This window comes from Nocardia nepalensis, from assembly GCF_048910785.1.
GTDB classification, from domain to species: domain Bacteria; phylum Actinomycetota; class Actinomycetes; order Mycobacteriales; family Mycobacteriaceae; genus Nocardia; species Nocardia nepalensis.
Genome location: NZ_JBKBET010000041.1, coordinates 283,857 through 301,827, shown reverse-complemented (window position 1 = coordinate 301,827; position 17,971 = coordinate 283,857). Strand labels below are relative to the sequence as shown.

The window sequence follows — 17,971 nt, the reverse complement described above, 5'->3', positions numbered from 1 at the left end:
GGAAATGGCGAAGAACACCGGACACGGACATCGCGTCGGAGCCGTGAAGAATCGCAGCGAATTCAAGGTCGGTAAGACCTGGTTCAAGCGAGACACCACAACCGGCCGAATCCTCGACGGCAGCCCTCACCAGCACAAGGGCGTCCGCAACGAAAAGTAGCCGCTGTGCCCTGGTCCACCGGGCCAGGGCACAGCCCCTTTATTCCCAATCCTTCTGAAAGGCAGGAATTTTCATGACCAACAGACGAATGGTTCAGCGACGGGACGACGGTGACTGGGAAGTCCGCGCTCCTGGTGCCGACCGTGCCAGCGCGATCGTCCCCACCCAAGAAGCCGGCATCGACCGTGCTCGTGACATCCTCGGCAACCTTGGTGGCGGTGAAATGCAGGTCCGCGGTCGTGATGGCACTATTCGACGCCAGGACACGATCGCTCCGGGCAACGACCCCCGCTCTTCGAAGGGCTGAGAGCGCATGCGACTGACGATCAACCATCGCGGTATTTGGATCCCGTGGACGGAAGCGAATCCGGGCGTGCGCGCCGAGCACGAGGCAGCGTTGATCCGCAGGGTGAAATCTGAAGGCGTGAATCCGGCCGCCGCGATCCGTGTGGCTGGAGCCTTGGGCGGCAACCCTTTCGGGCTCGGTAACGATCGCACCGTGACGCCCAAATCCCGGAAGATGAACTTGCCCCGCGGGCTGGTGTTCGTCGACTATCCCACCATCAAGGAGATGGCGATGGCGGTGGACTGGGCACGCGGCGGCGTCCTGGCGGTCCTGGAAGGCCCGCCGGGCGTAATCAGGCTGCCGCTCGCGGGTTGGGCGGCGGCCGTGGGAGCCGTCGACGCGCTCACCGGCGAACCAGCACAGGCTGTTTCAGATGAGGTGCGCTCGCTGTTCGATCGACTCGTGCAGTACGGCAACAACGGTTATGGCGACCGGCGGGGCAACTACTTTGTCCGGGAACTGGTCCCTGAGATCGCGGCAGACATCCGCGCGGCTGGCTACACGAACGATTTCATCGCCAGCTACCTGCTCGCCTACGGGTTGGACGAGGACAACGAGAAGAGTCTGCGCAAGGTGATCGGCTCGATCACGGTCTGATCGCCGCCGGAGTCGCTGGTGGTAGCGCGCGGCGCCGAAACCAGGAGTACCGGTTGCGGGAGCGAATGCCAGGGTGCGACCGACAGCCTTTGTCGTCAGCTCGGATGCCGGGCTTGTCCGCCGAGGACCATGACGTTCGCCGGAGCGGCTGTTCGGAGGCGGGTGTTCTCGGTGGCGAGTTCGTGGATGAGCTGGGCGTAGGCGACAAGTTGCTGCTCGAGTTCGGCGTTGTCGGCGCGTAGTTGCTCGTTGCGTGCGGTCAGGTCGACGACGCGGGCTTGGAGGTGCTGATAGGCGGCGGGCACTCCGTTGGCCTGGGTTCGCTTGGACTGGAATTCTTCCCGTAGGTCGGTGTGTTTGTGGGTCAGCACCCAACGTTTGACCCCGGCTTCGGCGGCCAGTTGCAACACGGTCAACGCGCCGGTGGAGTTCGTCGGCGTTCCGGCCATCAGCCGTTCCATAGCCGCGCGGATCGCGGCGCGCTCCTCGTCGGTCATGGTGCCCTGGTGCCCTGGTGCTCGGCGATGATCTTCTCGATCCGGGTCAACTCCCGCCGTTCCCGCATGGACCGGATCGGGGGCGCGAGCGGGTCGGCCACGACGAGACGCAGTTGGTCGGCTTGCTGGGCAAGTTCGGCGATGTCACGGTCGGTGCGTGCGATGTTGGCGCAGGTGGGGCGACAATTGGTGATGTCGGGGGTGCGGCGGGTGCCCTGGTCATCGCCGACAAGCCGACAGGCCGCGCGGGCGGGGTCCAGGACACAGGTCATGGCGTTGCCTTCGTAGATCTGAAGGTCGGGATTGGCCAGCAGTGCTGCCGCGTCGCGGGATTGGCGTAGTACTCGCCCTGCGAAGCGGGTCGCTGATTCGACGCGTTGGCGGTAGACCTCGGCTGAGGGGCCGGAGACATGCTCGCCGTCGCGCAGACGTTGGTGGGCGTCGCCGAGGGCATCGAGCCGGGTGAGCCATTCCTCGAAGACGAGGTCGTCCGGGAATCCGGAGTCGTAGCTTCCGGCATAGCCGAGGGTCATGCCGGTGCGGACGTGGCCGTACTGGATGGCGGCGGCGACCAGGCCGCGTGGGCGGCGCACGATGAACCACGTCAGCGTGCGACGCAACCTGCCCAGGCTGATGCTGGCCTTGACCGGATCGGGTGGGATGGCGTCGGGGCGGCCGTGCTCGGCACAGTACTGGTTGACCCAGCTGATGAATCCGTCGATGTCTTTGGTCATCAGCTGGTCGTTGCGTGCGGCGTGGACGGTTCGGGCCTTGAGCCGGTTTGGCGAGGAGTGGCCGTTGACCTCCATCGTGTTGGGGAACAGCAGCGGCGAGTCGTGCAGCCTTCCCGCCACGTTGACGGCAGTCGCGACTGGTTCCACCACGACCCACGGGTCGACCCGCTCGATTCCCTCTGCCACCGATACGCCGTCCCTATCGCGGACCCCTTTGAAGTGCTTGCCGCGCAACAGAATAAGTCCGGTCGCTGGGTCACGTTGGATGCAGCCGCGTTCCAGGTTCAACGTCTCCCCGGGCCGCTGCCCGGACAGGTAGGCGATCACCACAAAACATGCGGCCGCGAGATGCCGTGCGAGCACGGGCGCCTGCGTGTAGCTGATCGACCGGTCCTGCCACCGACGACCGTCGAGCGTCGCCGTGACGGGTGTGAACAGGTAGGTGTCGTCATCGACCGGCATCGGGCCGTGCTCGGCGAAGATCGGCGCGAGTGACTTGTGCCTGATGGTGAGGCCGGTCTGGGCGCTGAGGAAGTAGGTGTTCACCACCAGTCGGCCATCGGCGCTGCGCTTGCCGGGTAAGGCCAGGCCCCGCCGACGGTACTCGTCAAGGTGCGCGAGCAGTAGCTGTCTCGTCTCACCGTATTGCCGCCGACGGCTGTAGATCTCGTCCTTGGGGAGGCGGGTCTGTTTCGAGCGGTAGGAGGCCCCGGACAGTTCAAGATACTCGGTGAACGCCGCGATGATGTCGTCGGCGAAGACCTCGACAAACCTCAGCGACCACGCCAGCAAGGCGGTCATTGTGTCGGGATACACTCGCGGCGTACGGTTTTCGCCGATGTCTCGGCCCGTGCCGAGAACGTCGCGGATTCGGTCGCCGTTCCACGGCGGGGCCTGCGGCAGCCGATCGGCGGGGCGCAGGCGCTCGCGCACCGACCATGCCCGTGCCACCGCCGCGAGAAGGTCTTCGCGCTGGCCGTGGGATATCTCCGCGGCGCGGACGTGGACAGCGTAGGCGTCCAGGTCGGCGTCGGTGACGTCCGCTAGTCGGACAATGCCGCGGGCGTGCAGCCACTGGGCGAAACTGCGCAGGAATCGGGCGGTCGCCGCGGCACTGGACACCGCCAGCCGTGCCGCCGTGAAGCGGTAGTTCACATCCTGGCCGGGCTCGCCGTTGAGTAACAGCCACACGATGTGCTTGACCGGCAGCCGGAGCTCGTCGGGCACCTGGACGAAATCGACCGACACCGCCTTGGTGTGGTGTTGCAGCACTGCGGGGCTCAGGTTCCATCGGTCTTCGCTGAAGCGGGACAAGCCATTCCGGTCGGTGCTGCTTCTGAGCGGTACGTTGAGCAACACGAGGGTATCGGGGCCGGGCAGATCATCGCTGGCAGGATTCAGGGCTGTGGTCACGGCATGTCCAGTCCACGGGCGAGGAAACGGTCGACAAGCAATCGGTGGAAGCGGGTGGCGTTCGCGCGGGCGTCGGCGACCGCCGCGGTTGAATGCTGGTCGAGCAGGTCGACCAGCTGGGTCACGGGTTCGGCGAAACGTTGAGCCCATTTCAGCGGTGTCATCTCGGGCCGGCGGGCGAGCAGGGCGTCGTGCACGAGGACCTGGACCGGCAGGTGTGCCGGTGTCGCCCGCGCGCATGGACACGACAGACACATCAGAAACGATGCCTGGCAAGGCTTTCCGGCGTGCGAGTGGGGGCTGTTGAGGTTGTCGGTGCACCCGGCCAGCACTGTGTCCAGTCGGCCGTCGACCAGCTCGGTCACTGTCTGTGTCGAGATGCCGAACCTGGCAGCGACGCTTGCCGGGTCAATGCGTGCCAGCGCGACATCGTCGGCGGACAACACCGGAATCGTTGCCGCGCGGGCCTTGCTGACCTGTTCAGTCAACACATCGGCAACGACCTGCTGATATTCGGCGAGGTTGCCACGATTGCGCGCCAGATACTCGTTCACCAAAGTGGTCTCGGTGTGCGCGACCGGCCGCTGATATAACTCCAGAAACGTCAGGCGAAGCCGACGAGACCTCACCCGCAGAGTGCCTGGGACACCCGTGCTGGGGTCGGGGGTGTCGGCAGGCAGCTTTAGCGCGTCGCCCCAGTGCAGCAGGATGGACTTGGGCACCTGCACCCGGAACCCGGCGACGTCGCGTCCCTTGCCGTTGCCCTTGGGGGTGAAGGCAACAAAGAGGCTGTCGCTGCCGGCCCTGGCCCTGGCGCGGGCGCCGAGCTCCAGCAGCAGCGTGTACAGCCCGAACGGTGTGGTGAGGTCGTCCCGCCCGGTCGGGCGCGCTCCATCGGGAGTGACGTCCTGCAACGGTACGGTCATGGCCGCACGCCGAGGTCCGCGACGTGGCTTGAGCCAATCGACAAGGATCGTCGGCGCACCGCCAGCCTCAGCGTCGGTGCGGTGATGATGGACGGTGGCCGCGCGGATCGTGCCGAGGTTGTGTCCGGTCAGCCCGATCATCAACGCGACCGCGGCACCGATTTCCATGTAAGTCGGATACAGATGCGCCGGCACGGCCGCGGCCCCGCCATGGCGATTCACGACATCCGCCTGATGCGGCTTCTTCGCGTTGGGCGCCACGGCTCGGGCCCGAGGAACATCACCTTCGCGGTCGACGTAGTCCAACAACCACCCCAGCTCCCAGCGCCGCGCATCAGTGGCCTGGTCGATCTGGCCGGCTCGCCACTGATCCAGGAGGCTGTTCGCGGCGCGGATTCGGGTCGAGGAGGCGCGGAGCTGGGTGCGCGCGTTACCGAGGATGCGGTTGAATTCCGTTTCGGTGTAGCTGGTTTCGCGTTCTTCCGCCTTGGCGACGCGCGCCGTGGCCAGCCGCGCGGCGAAGTCCGCAGGGACGTCGGGTGCGAATCGAAACACCGAACGCAGCGTTGGCAGATCCCGATGCAATGTGGTGCCCACGCCGCCGGTCAGGATGTAGCCATCCAGGTGGACAGCCCGCAGTCGATGCGGCGACTGGGGTGGATTGTCGAGCCCGGCGAGATAGCGGGCGAACCGAAGGAACGTCGACACGATGTCGCTGGCTGAAGTCGCGGTGCGGCGTGGTCCCGACGGCCCGGTCGCCCCGGCGGCCGCGGTGGCGAACCAGTCGCGCAGTTCCTTGGACACCGGCAAGTCCATGAAGTCGAGCTCGACCGGATCGCCGCCGAGTTCGGGGAAGAACCGAACCCGGCATTCGTCCGGCCCGAGAAACAGCCGTTCTGGCGGCCTGTAACCGGCGGCGGGTTGCACGGCCGCTCGACCGCGGGTCACGCGCCCGCCCCCGTCGGTCGGCTGATCACCTGCGGGTGCTCGGCGAACATCTCCGCGACCAACGCCGACATCGCCGCACCCTGCGCGTGCTCGATGAGCACCGACACGTCCAATTCACGGAACGGCTCCAAATACACGGACATCGTCACGGAGACATCCGCATGTCCCAGCAGCGTTTTCACCAGATACCAGGTGTCGCCGAACTGCGCCCGAAAGTCCCGCAACTCCTCACCGCCCAGGTGAGCGAACCGCCGCTCGTAGATCAACCTGCCCACCGAGAACCAGCGCAGCGCGAACGAATGCCGCAACATGTGCGGTGTCGCTGACACCGATCCCAACCCGGCGCGTGCGAGCCGCTGGTTGGCCTCGGTGAACGTATGCTCCCAGGCCGTCGCCAGGCGCGGAAGCCCATCTTCGTTGAGCCACAACGACACCGGCTCCAAACCTGTCCGCGTTTCGCGGAAAATCCGCGCCCGGGCAACGCCATCGAGCGCATCCAACGAAACTTCCGACACTGCCCCGTCACCCGCACGCAGGCGCACACGGCGGTTGCGGTCCTGCCCCACCAGCAACAATCGGTCGGGGACGCGGCCGTAGAGACCTTCCAACCGAGCACGGCGAACGGCAGCGGCGCGGCCGGACTCGATATAGGACAACACATCCACCAACACCGAGCGAGGCATCCAATATCGCCGCCCTCTGCCGCCCTTGCCGCACTCGGACGCCAGACGACAGGTGTAATAGCCGCGCGAGGCATCCTCGGCGGGAAGCTCGACCATCAAGACGGCGGCCCATTCCGACACCCGCAACCCCGTGCCATACAACCCATCGGCAAACGCGCAGTCGCGCTGAGAGTTTCGACCACGCCAGCCCCGGAGGCCGCGACCGTCGCGGTCCAATCCCCGCAGGCCGATATCCCGCCAGCACTCGTAACCGCCGGGATCTAGCCACTTGACGTCGCGATCCCGGACCACATGCGGCGTCGCCGCGAACGGTTCGGCTCGCACCTGTCCGTGCCGGTGCGGCGCTACCTCGCGTCGATCGACGGGATTGCGCACGTCGTGCCGCTCCTGCGCCCACTCGTAGAAGGCGCTGATCGCCTGGATGTTGTTGGCGACCGACGAGCCGGCCACGCGCATCGGGTTGGCCTCGTCGGTCATGCGCCAGAACTTGAAAGCGTCCACATCCTCGGACAGCACCTCACGCCAACATCGGCCAACGGCATCCAGATAGCCCAACCACACGCACAACCCGCGGGCGTACTTCTCACGCGTGCCGCGCCGACGGTTACGCATCCGCCGCGACGCGAAGAACTCGTTGACCTCCACAACGACGCGGCCGTCAGTGTTGATCAGGAACTCCTGCCCGTCGACAGTGCCGTTCCTCGCGAGCAACGCACCGACGTCCAACCCATCGGTCAGGCCGAGCTGGGCGTCAATGCCTGCCCAGTCGCGGTGGACACTGCATCGGTGCAGCCGCCAAAGGCCAAGCGGCTCAGCGGAGTAGTTGTCGGATCGCACGAGGGGAAATGCTTACACGGCGACCCGCGCGGAGACGCGCACTCGCCGACCATCGGCCCAGCAACAACTGGAAACCGGCCAAAGACCCCACCCGTACGACCAGCACACCGGCACAGCATCATCCCCGAACGCGCCAGGGAGAGGGAACAATCCATCGGCGTGATCGATCATCGCGGTGGCTCCTGTCCGGACGTCGGCATGCGCGACACTCGTGCGGGGCGATTCCGACGGAGGCGTCGTGCAGCGGTGAGTTGGTGAAGGTCGCATCTAGCGGGGACCGTCGAATGCTGGCCGGTGCGCCACGGCGGTGGTGTTGAGTCGTGGCGCCGATCGGGTCCGCGGCCACTGGGAATGGAGCTGTGCACATCGGCAGCCGCCGAAATTGGATAGGGAAAGTGGGCGCGGAGTGGAGGCCGATACCCCACGAGTCAGGAGACCTGCCAACAGCACTGACGATGCAGCTGCTCGAAGCTGGTCAGAATCAAGGATTTGAGAAACCTTCGACAGCCGATCAGCCGCGCCGTAGTTTGATGAAAAGACCGATGCAATGGGAGGAACCGCGATGCGTGTCGATGTCGAATTCACCAGTGGCGCAGTGACCTTGCGGGGTTGGCTGTATCGGCCGGAGCAGGCGTCGGGCGTCGTCCCGCTGGTGGTGATGACGCACGGATTCGCTGGCGTCAAGGAATGGGTTGCCCCGTTCGCCGAAGTGTTCAGCAAGGCCGGGTTGGCTTGCCTTGTCTACGACCACCCCGGATTCGGGACCTCCGATGGTGAACCACGCTACGAGGTCGACCCCGCCGCCCAGATCGAGGGTTACCGTGATGCGATCACCTTCGCGCAGACCCTGGACGGTATCGATCCAGAACGGATCGGCATCTGGGGAACGAGTTTCGCAGGTGGCCACGTGCTAGTCGTCGCGGCGACCGACCGGCGGGTGAGCGCCGTCGTATCGCAGGTGCCACTTACCAACGGCTGGGCCAACTTTCGCAGTTTGGTACCGTCCATCATGCTGCCGGCTGTCCACGCGGCCATCGCCGCTGACCGTCTGGCTCGCGCATCCGGGAAGCCGTACGAGACGATCAAGGCGGCCTCCGATGATCCGACCGAACTCGTCGCCATGCCCGGTATCGAGGTCTACAACTGGTTGATGGCCAACGGCCCGCAGGTCCCCACCTGGCGCAACGAGGTCACCCTTTCCAGCATCGATAAGTTCCAGTCCTACGCTCCGGAAGCGTTCCTGCGCCGGGTATCTCCGACACCGCTGCTGATGGTGATCGCCGATAAGGACAGCCTGACACCCGCCGATATCGCCCTGCAGAGCTACGCCGAGGCACTGGAACCCAAACAACTGGCCCTGATCCCCGGCCCGCACTTCGCCGTGTACGAGGAGCAGTTTCAACGAGCTTCCGGCGTCGCTCGCGACTTTCTGCTCGCCAATCTGAGCGGATAACGCCTGGATCTGGTTCGGAATTTGCTCGCAATCTCGATCAGGGGTAAGCCGGATTAGCTGAGCGGCAAAAACTGCGGCGACCAGATCACAAGTGCTGGAGCACTGGTCGTCAGTTTGGGCGAGGCGTAGGAATCGAATTCGACAGATCATCGTTCAAATAGGACCGAGACTTGCCGCGCGAGTGCGGGAGTATGATCGATCGTGGGAGAATCAGCAGGCAGGCCCGACTAGGAGGTCGGTCATGTCGTTGCGTCGTCCGCGGTCACCGCGGACAGTTCGATCCCCGGAAACCCTTGAGCGACTGGAACGCTCGCGTGCGCGTATTCGTGAACGCCGAGAACAGGCACGTCAGCGGGAGCGAGCGATCACCGACGCGGTGAAGCGGTACCTCATCGATTGGCAGGCGATCAGGACGTGTGAAGCCAAGCGTGACCAGGAAATCGAGGCGCTGCGCCAGCAGATCAGCGCAGTCGAATCACGAGCCAGTGAGGAGATCGCCCGCCACCGCGCCGACCAAGCTGTTGCCGCCGCAGTGATCCGTGACCAAGATCAAACCGACGAAGACGTCGCTGATCTGCTCGAAATCAGCGTCAAACAAGCCCGGCAACTGATCACCGCCGCACGCGCAATGGGCGGCACAATATCGGCGAGTGCATCACCGAAGCCGTCCGCCACGCCGACCACCTCTTCCGACTCGATGGTGGATTCAGGCGCTGGCGTAACCACCGGCGTTCCACACGAACCACCGGAAGTGCTGTGGCGCGAAGGCTTGCCGTGAAGGAATGCCCGGCGCTGGAGACAACGGCCAGAACGCGACACCGCATCGATGGCAGTAGAAACCGGCTTGCCATACAGCGTGAGCGCGCCGACGTCCTCGTACGACCTTCCCGTTGCGCCGAATACGACGTACAGCAACGCTGAGCAGAAGGCCGCCAGGCGTGGTCAGGACCACGAAGAAGATCACGGTGGAAAGAGCCGCGACCCACGGTGATACGCCGGGATACGGATCGGCGACCGAGATGATCGCCGGAACGATCCAGCACATCGCTGGCAACAGCAGCACAAGCGCAAAGAAGATCAGGCGCCCGGCTGGAGTACGCGCGGGCTCGCGGGCCAGACTCCGTGCGAGTGATGTGGTGTGAGTGCGCTCAACCGTGGCAGTACCGAACACCGGGACCAGGCCAGTTGAAGCCACACCAACGCCGGAATAGACGTCCGTTCCGGAACTGGTCGACACACCATCCGCATTCAACGCGGGCACACTCTGAACCGAGTCGAGCTGGCGGCAGTGTGGACACGTGAGGTCGATGTCCATGCGGGGACCCCCTCCCAAGCCGTTGCGCTGTAGCGGCGCGTTTGTGGTGCTGGTACCTGCAACGAAAGCTCTGTGAGGTATCCAACACCTTCAGCGACCCGCTGTCGAGAGCTATTGGCGTGCTGATGCATTGATGAGTCCCTTCCTTGTGGCCGACGGTTGAGGCAGATTCGTTCGATCCAGCTGCACAAGCCCCAGGCCGACAAAGGGTCGATCACCGCCTCCTACTGCTGCGAGAAGGCGTGGCAGCCCGCCCGGCGGCGTCTCGACGTGTCGCGCTTGTGGCCTATGTCTTGTCCTGCTCGATCGGTGACACGAAGCCCTGGGGGGCGACTGTTGGGAGCGGCTGGAAGCGCCGCTCGAAACGGGTCTGCCGTGGGTGAGGTCGCGCCGGTGAACTGCCCGCGGTGAGCGCGGTGGGTGATGCTCGAAACACGGATCGGGCAGCGCATATCCGGCGTTGCCCCGAGGACCGGCATTCGCTGTGGACCAATGTCAAAGAGTTCGTCCCAGTGGCTATCGCCGGTCTCGGGGCAGGCAATCTGCCTGGCTGCGTCGTTTATGTCGTCATATGGTTCTTCTCTGCCTGCGTGACCGTTGTGGCTAGGGGGTGGGGTTCCCCGGTGAGGTGGGCGAGCGCGGTTGCGACTTCGTTGATTGTTGCCGTGGTGTAGACGCCGGTGGGTCCGGCGCTGCCGAGGGCATGGCGGGCGAATTCGCGTGCGATCGCGGCGCCGTAGCGGCGTTCGACCCAGGTGGTTGTGGTGTGGCGCAGCCAGTGGATGGAGATGCCGTGGGTGATGACCCAGGGCAGATATCGGCCGAGGCGCTCGAACAGGTAGTTGTAGCGACGGCGAGTGATGGGCTTGCCGTTGCGGGTGCGCAGCAGTTGCTCGTTCGGTGCGGCTCCGCGTTGTTCGGCGTGGCGGCACAGCGCGCGCATCAGTGTGGGCGAGACCGGCTGCCATTGTTCGGTGCCGCCTTTCTCCCGTAAGAGAATCACCGACTGCACGGGATCGAGATCTCGCGGACGCAAGGCCAGTGCACCGCCACGGCGACAGGCGGTTTCGGTGTGCAGGCGCAGCAGCAGGGTGTCGAGCTGCGGGTCGTTGCCGGTGGTGGCGGCCACGCGGTTGATCTCGGTGAGGATGTCTTCCGGGAGCGCGCGCCGATTGGATCGCATGCGCCGGGGTTTGGTCAGCCTCGCGGCCGGGTTGTCGCGCGGGTCGATGATCCGGTTGTCTTCGGCGTGCTTGTAGACCCGGCGCAACGCGTCGATGACGTGGCGCACGACTTCACGTCCGTCTCGCCCGTTGCGGCGGATCAGTCGCTGGGTTTTGATCACCTCGCACAGTCCCTGCAACTGGGCGGGAGTCGGCTCGTTCAATGCCCGCTCGGCCCACCCCGGCTGGGCAAGAATCTTCGTCCAATATGTCTGGTAGTGGTCGCGAGTCCGGCTCTCGGGCATGCTGTCGCGCACGACAGGGATGTAGTCACCGAAGGTCGGGACGTTTGTGGCCGGACCGGTGTCGTCGCTGATGTCGGCGACGGTGAGATCGAGCCGGTCCATCATCATCCGGACCGCGGCGATGTCGGCGTCGCTGCGCGCGCTCATCGGCCCACCCCCTCGCAGAAGCGGCGAGCGGCCATCTCGTCGAGGACATGGGGTGGGAATACCACCAGCAGGTGTTGATCAGGATCGGCGGCCAGCAGGACCCTGTCGTGATGGTGGATGCCCGCGGCGCGGCGTGCGTGGGCGGGCAGGGATAGATGCCCGTGCTTGGTGACCCCGCGGCGGCCGTAGCCGGGCCGGGTGATCACGATCAGCCCCGCGGCGATCCGCCAGGACAGCAGGTCACCGGGGTGCCAATCCAGTACTCGCAGAACGGCTTTGTCGACCACGCGCCCGTTGGTGTCGACCGGGCGCACGCTGTACACCGCGGTGTGTGCTGGTGGTTGCTCGATGGTCGCCATCGGCAGACCGGTACCGATTCCGCGGCCATCGCCACCGGTGAGCCCGATGGAGGAGAAGGAAGGGATCAGCGGAGATACTGTGTCGTCGGTCACATCGACCACCGCCGAACGGAGCAAACCCGCAGGTGGGGGGTGTACGGCCGGAACAGAGTGTCCAGGCGATGCCCGGACCCGGTTTTGGGGGCATAAATGCCACGATTTTGTGTCCGGAGGGGGACTTGAACCCCCACGCCCGATAAAGGGCACTAGCACCTCAAGCTAGCGCGTCTGCCATTCCGCCACCCGGACCGGTGTTGCTGAGCAAGGGTAACGGATGGGCGGGGCAGTGTTGAAATCGGTTGGGTGGGTTCGGTGTGCGGCGGCGACTCTTTCTATGACCGGGCGCCAGGATTGCACGGGGGCGACCTGGAGTCCGACGACCTTGCCAGCGTCGTCGGCGCGGCGCAGGGCGACGGCGGCGGTGAAGTCGGGATCGGCTCGGAATTCCGTGGGTCGCCGCTGCGGTCGGGCGTATCCCAGACGTCGGCGCAGTCGCTCAGCAATTTCATCAGCTCGTCCACGGTGGAGATGGACACGTCAGCTCCGATCTCGCGATGCGACGGCTCGCTGGACCTGCTTGCCGTCGATCACCGCCCGGTGGGTTGCTGGTGAGTGCCGTTTCGATGAATGCTCGCGGCTCGGGCGGGCACCGATATGGCAGGCTGGCCGCATGCGTGTTGCCGTTGTTGCCGGGCCGGATCCCGGCCATGCGTTTCCGGCGCTGGCGCTGTGTGAGCGGTTCCTGGCCGCCGGTGACGAGCCGGTGCTGTTCACCGGACCACGCTGGTTCGACGCCGCCAAGGAGGCGGGTATCGCGGTGCGCAGACTCAAGGGTCTCGCGCCGCGCACCGTCGACGACGACAGTGATGCCGGTCAGCGCATTCATGAACGCGCGGCGCATATTTCGACCGAAATCCTGCCCGATCTGAGCGCGATGCTGCCGGAACTGGTGGTTTCGGATGTGCTCACCGCGGGCGGCGGGATGGCCGCCGAGCGACTCGGGGTGCCGTGGGTGGAGTTGTCGCCGCATCCGCTGTATCTCCCGTCGAAAGCGTTGCCGCCCATCGGCAGTGGTCTCGCGCCGGGAGAAGGCGTGCGTGGGCGACTGCGCGACGGCATGCTGCGCGCCATGACCGCTCGCGCCATCCGCAACGGTCTGCGTCAGCGGGAGCAGGCACGCGAAAGCGTCGGCCTGCCCGCCACCGATCCGGGTCCGGCGGCCCGCCTGATCGCCACCCTGCCCGCCCTCGAGGTACCGCGCCCCGACTGGCCCGAGCGCACCTATGTCATCGGCCCGCTGCTGTGGGAGCCGACCCGGGAAACTCTCGACCTACCGCCCGGCGATGAACCCTTGGTCATGGTCGCGCCCTCGACCGCGCACACCGGCGTCGCGGGCATGGTCGACACCGTGCTGGCCGCCCTGGAGGGGTCAGGGGTGCGAGTGGCCGTCTCCATGCTCGACACCCCGCCTGCCGACCTCCCGCCCTGGGCAACCGCCGGACTCGGCCGCCAAGACGAACTGCTCACTCACGCCTCGGTCGTCGTGGGCGGCGGCGGGCACGGCCTACTGGCGAAATCCCTGCTCGCGGGTGTCCCGATCGTCACCGTCCCCGGCGGCGGCGACCAATGGGAACTGGCCAATCGTGCTGCCCGCCAAGGCAGCTCGATCCTGGTGCGACCGCTGACCGTCGACGCCGTTCGCGCGGCCATCCGAGACATCCTCGATACTCCCTCTTATACAACCGCCGCACAGAAGGCGGCCTCCAGCGTCGCGGAAGTCGCCGATGCGATCGGTATCTGCCACGACGTTGTGAGCGTTCGAGCTCGATAGTTCCGGAGATCGTCCAGAGCGCCCACTCGGGTGCGAATGCCACGAATCAGCTCGAGAATCCGCGTACCGGCGCTTGTCAGCGAGCGCGGCGACGCGAGTATCTTGAATACGGTGCGGTTGACCGAGTTCCAGGAGCTGTTGCACACCGAGTTCGGTGTGGCCCGTGGCGATACCCTGCTCAACGATCACACCATCCCGGCGTTGGGCGGACGGACGGGTGCCGCCGCCATCGAGGCGGGTGTCGATCCCCGGGACGTGTGGCGCGCGCTCTGCGCGGATTTCGACGTGCCAAGATCACGCTGGTGACCGATGGTGGATACCGAGTCGACGGGAGGCTGCGCATGATCGCCACCGATCATGAGCAGCTGGCTGCCCGCGTGGCCGCGGCCCGGCCCGTCGATTTCGCCGAATTCCGCAAGACCGGCATCGACCTGCTGCTGCTCGGTCGCTACGACGAAGCTCTCGATCACCTCGATCGCGCGCTCGAACTCGCGGACAGTGATCGGCTCCGGATTTCGGTGTGGATCAACCTCGGCGATGTCTACCGGTATCGCGGCGATGCGGTCACCGCCGAGACGCTGTATCGCCGGACCGTCGACCACGCCCGTGACTCCACGCCCGAGGTGCTTTCCTTCGCGCTGCAGCACCTGGGCAAGGCGCTCGCCGAACAAGGTCGGCTGTCCGAGGCCAGGGCGCTGCTGTCCGAGGCGCTGAGATTGCGGGTCGCCGAGGGTGACGCCGAACTGATCGAATCCACGCGCATCACATTGGACACCCTCGACGAGCTGCCGATGGCCTTGCCGTCGACGGTGGCCGCGCTACTGGGCGATGATCCCGCGTGGTCGGATGATCACGAGGGGCGCAGCGGCGGTGTCGCGCACGTCAACGGCACGTACTGGGTGAAGCGAGGCCCGCGGGCCGTTGCCGAGTACGAGCGCTTGAACTGGTTGCGCGGCAGAGGTTTTCGGCTACCGGATATCGCTGCGTTCGAAGATGACGTGCTGGTGCTGACGGATGCGGGCGTACCGAGCCTGGCCGCGCTCGCCGATCCGGCGGTATCGGTGGGCGCGATCATGGGTGCATTGCTGCGCCGCCTGCACGACATCCCGGCCGCGGAGTGCCCGTTCGACGGCGGGCTGGATGTCATGCTCGCTCAGGGGCGACGCCGCATGCTCGAGGGCTTGGTCGATGCCGAGAATTTCGACGATGACAATCGGGGGCTCACGCCCGAACAGGTGCTGTCGCGGCTGCTCGCCGAACGCCCACCGGACGAGGATCTCGTTGTCACGCACGGTGATTTCACCCCGTCGAATGTCCTCGAAGGTGGCCTGCTGATCGACGTGGGTGGTTTGGGTGTGGCGGATCGGTACCGCGACCTGGCCCTGGCCGCGCGCGATCTGTCCGAGGATTTCGGTGCCGAGGAACTGCACGCGTTCTATGCCGCCTACGGTCTGACCGAGCCGGATCGGCGACGGCTGGACTACTACCGGTTGCTCGACGAACTCTTCTGAATCAAGCCTTTTTGGCGTAGTGACGCGCGGCCTTGGTGCGGTTGCCGCAGGTCGCCATCGAATGCCAGCGGCGGGTGCCGTTTTTCGAGGTGTCGTAGAAGAACAGCACGCAGTCCGGGTGGGCGCACTGGCGGATCCGGTCCGGCGCATCGGCGAGCAACCGCAGGAGGTTGTCGGCGGCGAGCCACCCGGGAAGCCAGGCGGTTTCGGGTACGTCGACGATATCGGCGGGACCGGTGTCGGTGAGGGTGCGCCGGATCCGGCCGTGGTCGAGGAGCTCGTTCAGCGCGGTGTACGAGGTGTGTACGACGACGTCGTAGATCGCGGTGCGTGCCGCGAGCGTCGCCTGCAAGGTCTGTTCGTCGGCGTTCGCTCGCTCGGCCAGCCCGGCCGAGGTGAGCCAGATGCCCAGACCCGCCGGATCGATGAGCAGATCCTGCGGTCCGTCCTGGATCCACCGGGTGTTCAGCAGGTCGAGTGCCAGCGGTTCACCGAGGTGGGGGCGCGGATCGGGCATACCTGAGGGTAACGATCTCTCGGTCGTCTCCAGATCAACCACCGCCGTTCTAACTAGTTAACTTGATTTTAGAGGTTGACGCCTGTGTCGCGGCTCGCTATGTTCTAACCATTCAAACAATCTATGACGGTTATTCATTTCGAGGAGGATTCACGATGACGACAGCCATCGCGCCCCAGCTGGTCACCGGACATATCGGCCTGAACGTCTCCGATCTGGACCGATCGGTGAACTTCTATCGGCGCGCATTCGGTTTCGAACAGCTCGCGGCCAGCACCGACGACGGCAAGCGCTGGGCCTTCCTCGGCGTGAACGGCAAGCTCGTGGTGACCCTCTGGCAGCAGTCCGATGGCAGGTTCTCCACCGAAACCCCCGGCCTGCACCACCTTTCGTTCCAGGTCGACACCGTCGAACAGGTGCGCGCTATCGAGGCGCTGCTGCGCGAACTCTCGGTCGACTTCGCGCACGACGGTGTCGTCGCGCACGGTGAGGGCGTCTCCTCCGGTGGCATCTTCTTCACCGACCCCGATGGCATCCGCCTCGAGGTCTACGCGCCCACCGGCGCCGAATCGGCCCCCGCGCCCAGCGGTGCCGCGCCGACATGTGGATTCTTCTGAGTCCGAAATTCCGATCGGCCGCTCCGGGCGGTGAATTGTGCTGCGGCCGTTCGAATCCGTCGATCGGCAGGTTGTAGGAGGATCCTGATGACCCACTTCCATTCGGGCGAGGTCGCCGTACAGCAAAGAATGGGCCAGGCGCACATCGCCGACCGCGTGGGCCGGATGATTCGCGGGGACATCCCGGATGTGGCGGCGTCTTTCCTCGCCGAACAGTCGATGGTCGTGATCGCGGCCGCGGACGATGCCGGTCGTGTATGGGCCAGTGAATTGGTCGGTCCGCTGGGATTCGTGCACGCCGTCGACGCCCGGACCATCGCGGTCGATGCCTTCCCCGCCGCCGGAGATCCCCTGCATCAGGCACTGGCCCGCCCTGCCCGCCTCGGCATGATCGCCCTGCAGCCCGAGCGCCGCAGGCGGATGCGAGTCAATGGGTTCGCGATGCCGACGGGATCGGCCGACCGGGCACGCGATGGCGTGGGCGCGGGGCTGCGGATCGCCGTCGACCAGGTGTATTCGAACTGTCCGAAGTACATCTCGCGCAGGCGAATCGAGTCCTACCTGCCCGGCGTCGATATCCCCGCACCGCGGTACGGCTCGGAACTCGATGCGCGGCAACGGGAGCTGGTCACGGCGGCCGACGCGTTCTTCGTCGCTACCGCGGATGCCGATGGCAATGCCGACGCCTCGCATCGCGGCGGGAATCCCGGCTTCCTGCAGGTGCTTTCCGCTACCCAGCTGAGATGGCCCGACTACCACGGCAATTCGATGTTCATGACGCTCGGGAATATCGCCGTTAACCCGCACTGCGGCATCCTGATCCCGGACTGGACCACCGGCGGCACTCTCCAGCTCACCGGAACCGCCGAATTGGTCTGGGCCCCGGAGACCTTCACCGCCGGAGCTCAATGCTCGATCGACTTCACCATTACCGACGTGGTGGAAGTCCACGGCGCTGGCCCTCTGCGCTGGGGTCCTGCCGAACTATCCCCGGTCAACCCCTGACCGGATCCGCACCCGTTAAGGCCCGGATCCCGACAAAAGGTCCGAAACCCAAGAAGGAGCTTGTCATGCGACCCCCGCTGCCACCGTTCGACCTGGAATCCGCCAAGGCGAAGGTGCTCGCCGCCGAAAATGCCTGGAACACCAGGGATCCCGAGCGCGTCGCCGCCGCGTACACCGCGGATTCGGTTTGGCGCAACCGCGACGAGTTCTTCACCGGCCGCGATGCCATTGTCGAATTCCTCACCCGAAAGTGGTCCATCGAGAACGGTTATGTGCTGCGCAAGGACCTCTGGGCATTCGAAGGCAACCGCATCGCGGTCCGCTTCCAATACGAATGGCATGACGAATCCGGCCAATGGTGGCGCAGCTACGGCAACGAGCAGTGGGAGTTCACCCCGGAGGGGCTGATGTCGCGGCGCGAGGCCAGCATCAACGATGTCCGCATCGAGGAATCCGACCGCCGCATCTTCGGCCCGCGCCCGGAAGGGGACGAAACCGTTCTGCCGCAGCAGTAGCGGCGCACTGATCACTGCGCATGTGCCCGGAACCCCTCGATGCGATTCCGGGC

General features: G+C 65.7%; 20 protein-coding genes and 1 tRNA gene. 12 read left to right on the top strand and 9 right to left on the bottom strand.

Annotated features, from left to right (window positions below):
- Window positions 1-4: 4 nt before the first annotated feature.
- The 3 genes from ACHQ4I_RS41280 (at window position 5) to ACHQ4I_RS41270 (ending at window position 1,103) form a co-directional block, all read left to right on the top strand.
- A complete protein-coding gene (locus ACHQ4I_RS41280) occupies window positions 5-160 on the top strand; it encodes a hypothetical protein (RefSeq protein WP_195134085.1) in 156 nt (51 codons plus the stop codon).
- A 73-nt stretch (window positions 161-233) separates the two neighbouring features.
- Entirely contained in the window at window positions 234-467 is a 234-nt protein-coding gene (locus tag ACHQ4I_RS41275; protein ID WP_195134084.1) for a DUF2188 domain-containing protein, read from the top strand.
- Window positions 468-473: 6 nt separating this feature from the next.
- Complete coding sequence (locus tag ACHQ4I_RS41270; protein WP_420777354.1) at window positions 474-1,103, top strand: hypothetical protein; 630 nt, start codon at window positions 474-476, stop codon at window positions 1,101-1,103.
- Window positions 1,104-1,198: 95 nt separating this feature from the next.
- Here the strand turns inward: ACHQ4I_RS41270 and ACHQ4I_RS41265 are convergent, their stop codons facing one another.
- The 4 genes from ACHQ4I_RS41265 to ACHQ4I_RS41250 are packed head-to-tail and all read right to left on the bottom strand — an operon-like array spanning window position 1,199 to window position 7,141.
- A complete protein-coding gene (locus tag ACHQ4I_RS41265; RefSeq protein ID WP_420777353.1) occupies window positions 1,199-1,600 on the bottom strand; it encodes a hypothetical protein in 402 nt (133 codons plus the stop codon).
- Window positions 1,597-3,747, bottom strand: coding sequence for a hypothetical protein (locus ACHQ4I_RS41260; RefSeq protein ID WP_420777352.1), 2,151 nt, complete (start codon window positions 3,745-3,747; stop codon window positions 1,597-1,599). Before ACHQ4I_RS41260 ends, ACHQ4I_RS41265 begins: the two co-directional genes overlap by 4 nt.
- Window positions 3,744-5,621 (bottom strand): hypothetical protein, encoded by a 1,878-nt coding sequence (locus tag ACHQ4I_RS41255; protein ID WP_420777351.1) that lies wholly within the window; start codon window positions 5,619-5,621, stop codon window positions 3,744-3,746. The genes ACHQ4I_RS41260 and ACHQ4I_RS41255 overlap by 4 nt, the downstream gene beginning before the upstream one ends.
- Window positions 5,618-7,141 (bottom strand): site-specific integrase, encoded by a 1,524-nt coding sequence (locus ACHQ4I_RS41250; protein WP_420777350.1) that lies wholly within the window; start codon window positions 7,139-7,141, stop codon window positions 5,618-5,620. Before ACHQ4I_RS41250 ends, ACHQ4I_RS41255 begins: the two co-directional genes overlap by 4 nt.
- Window positions 7,142-7,703: 562 nt before the next feature.
- Here ACHQ4I_RS41250 and ACHQ4I_RS41245 point away from each other — a divergent pair.
- Complete coding sequence (locus tag ACHQ4I_RS41245) at window positions 7,704-8,594, top strand: alpha/beta hydrolase (protein WP_420777349.1); 891 nt, start codon at window positions 7,704-7,706, stop codon at window positions 8,592-8,594.
- A 376-nt stretch (window positions 8,595-8,970) separates the two neighbouring features.
- Window positions 8,971-9,372 carry a hypothetical protein gene (locus ACHQ4I_RS41240; protein ID WP_420777348.1) on the top strand — a complete coding sequence of 134 codons (402 nt, stop codon included), beginning with the start codon at window positions 8,971-8,973 and terminating at the stop codon, window positions 9,370-9,372.
- Here the strand turns inward: ACHQ4I_RS41240 and ACHQ4I_RS41235 are convergent.
- From ACHQ4I_RS41235 to ACHQ4I_RS41220, 4 genes are all read right to left on the bottom strand, one after another.
- Window positions 9,301-9,909, bottom strand: coding sequence for a hypothetical protein (locus ACHQ4I_RS41235; RefSeq protein WP_420777347.1), 609 nt, complete (start codon window positions 9,907-9,909; stop codon window positions 9,301-9,303). The two genes, ACHQ4I_RS41240 and ACHQ4I_RS41235, sit on opposite strands and share 72 nt — an antisense overlap.
- A gap of 559 nt (window positions 9,910-10,468) precedes the next feature.
- Window positions 10,469-11,524 (bottom strand): tyrosine-type recombinase/integrase, encoded by a 1,056-nt coding sequence (locus ACHQ4I_RS41230; protein WP_420777346.1) that lies wholly within the window; start codon window positions 11,522-11,524, stop codon window positions 10,469-10,471.
- Window positions 11,521-11,976 (bottom strand): hypothetical protein, encoded by a 456-nt coding sequence (locus tag ACHQ4I_RS41225; RefSeq protein WP_420777345.1) that lies wholly within the window; start codon window positions 11,974-11,976, stop codon window positions 11,521-11,523. Before ACHQ4I_RS41225 ends, ACHQ4I_RS41230 begins: the two co-directional genes overlap by 4 nt.
- Window positions 11,977-12,086: 110 nt before the next feature.
- Window positions 12,087-12,171: transfer RNA gene (locus tag ACHQ4I_RS41220), tRNA-Leu, on the bottom strand.
- 54 nt (window positions 12,172-12,225) lie between these two features.
- Here ACHQ4I_RS41220 and ACHQ4I_RS41215 point away from each other — a divergent pair.
- The 4 genes from ACHQ4I_RS41215 (at window position 12,226) to ACHQ4I_RS41200 (ending at window position 15,264) form a co-directional block, all read left to right on the top strand.
- On the top strand, window positions 12,226-12,534 hold the full coding sequence (locus tag ACHQ4I_RS41215) for a hypothetical protein (RefSeq protein WP_420777344.1): 309 nt from the start codon (window positions 12,226-12,228) through the stop codon (window positions 12,532-12,534).
- A gap of 58 nt (window positions 12,535-12,592) precedes the next feature.
- A complete protein-coding gene (locus ACHQ4I_RS41210) occupies window positions 12,593-13,753 on the top strand; it encodes a glycosyltransferase (protein ID WP_420777343.1) in 1,161 nt (386 codons plus the stop codon).
- Between the two features lie 111 nt (window positions 13,754-13,864).
- On the top strand, window positions 13,865-14,059 hold the full coding sequence (locus ACHQ4I_RS41205) for a DUF3046 domain-containing protein (RefSeq protein WP_420777342.1): 195 nt from the start codon (window positions 13,865-13,867) through the stop codon (window positions 14,057-14,059).
- The gene (locus ACHQ4I_RS41200) at window positions 14,056-15,264 is read left to right on the top strand and encodes a phosphotransferase (RefSeq protein ID WP_420777341.1); all 1,209 of its coding nucleotides are present in this window, start codon (window positions 14,056-14,058) and stop codon (window positions 15,262-15,264) included. The genes ACHQ4I_RS41205 and ACHQ4I_RS41200 overlap by 4 nt, the downstream gene beginning before the upstream one ends.
- Before the next feature lies 1 nt (window position 15,265).
- Here ACHQ4I_RS41200 and ACHQ4I_RS41195 read toward each other — a convergent pair whose 3' ends face one another.
- On the bottom strand, window positions 15,266-15,781 hold the full coding sequence (locus ACHQ4I_RS41195; protein ID WP_420777340.1) for a CGNR zinc finger domain-containing protein: 516 nt from the start codon (window positions 15,779-15,781) through the stop codon (window positions 15,266-15,268).
- Between the two features lie 155 nt (window positions 15,782-15,936).
- Between ACHQ4I_RS41195 and ACHQ4I_RS41190 the strand changes: the two genes are divergently transcribed.
- The 3 genes from ACHQ4I_RS41190 (at window position 15,937) to ACHQ4I_RS41180 (ending at window position 17,918) form a co-directional block, all read left to right on the top strand.
- On the top strand, window positions 15,937-16,398 hold the full coding sequence (locus ACHQ4I_RS41190) for a VOC family protein (RefSeq protein ID WP_420777339.1): 462 nt from the start codon (window positions 15,937-15,939) through the stop codon (window positions 16,396-16,398).
- Window positions 16,399-16,485: 87 nt separating this feature from the next.
- Window positions 16,486-17,403 carry a pyridoxamine 5'-phosphate oxidase family protein gene (locus tag ACHQ4I_RS41185; protein WP_420777338.1) on the top strand — a complete coding sequence of 306 codons (918 nt, stop codon included), beginning with the start codon at window positions 16,486-16,488 and terminating at the stop codon, window positions 17,401-17,403.
- Window positions 17,404-17,468: 65 nt separating this feature from the next.
- Window positions 17,469-17,918, top strand: coding sequence for a nuclear transport factor 2 family protein (locus tag ACHQ4I_RS41180; RefSeq protein WP_420777337.1), 450 nt, complete (start codon window positions 17,469-17,471; stop codon window positions 17,916-17,918).
- Window positions 17,919-17,971 lie beyond the last annotated feature (53 nt).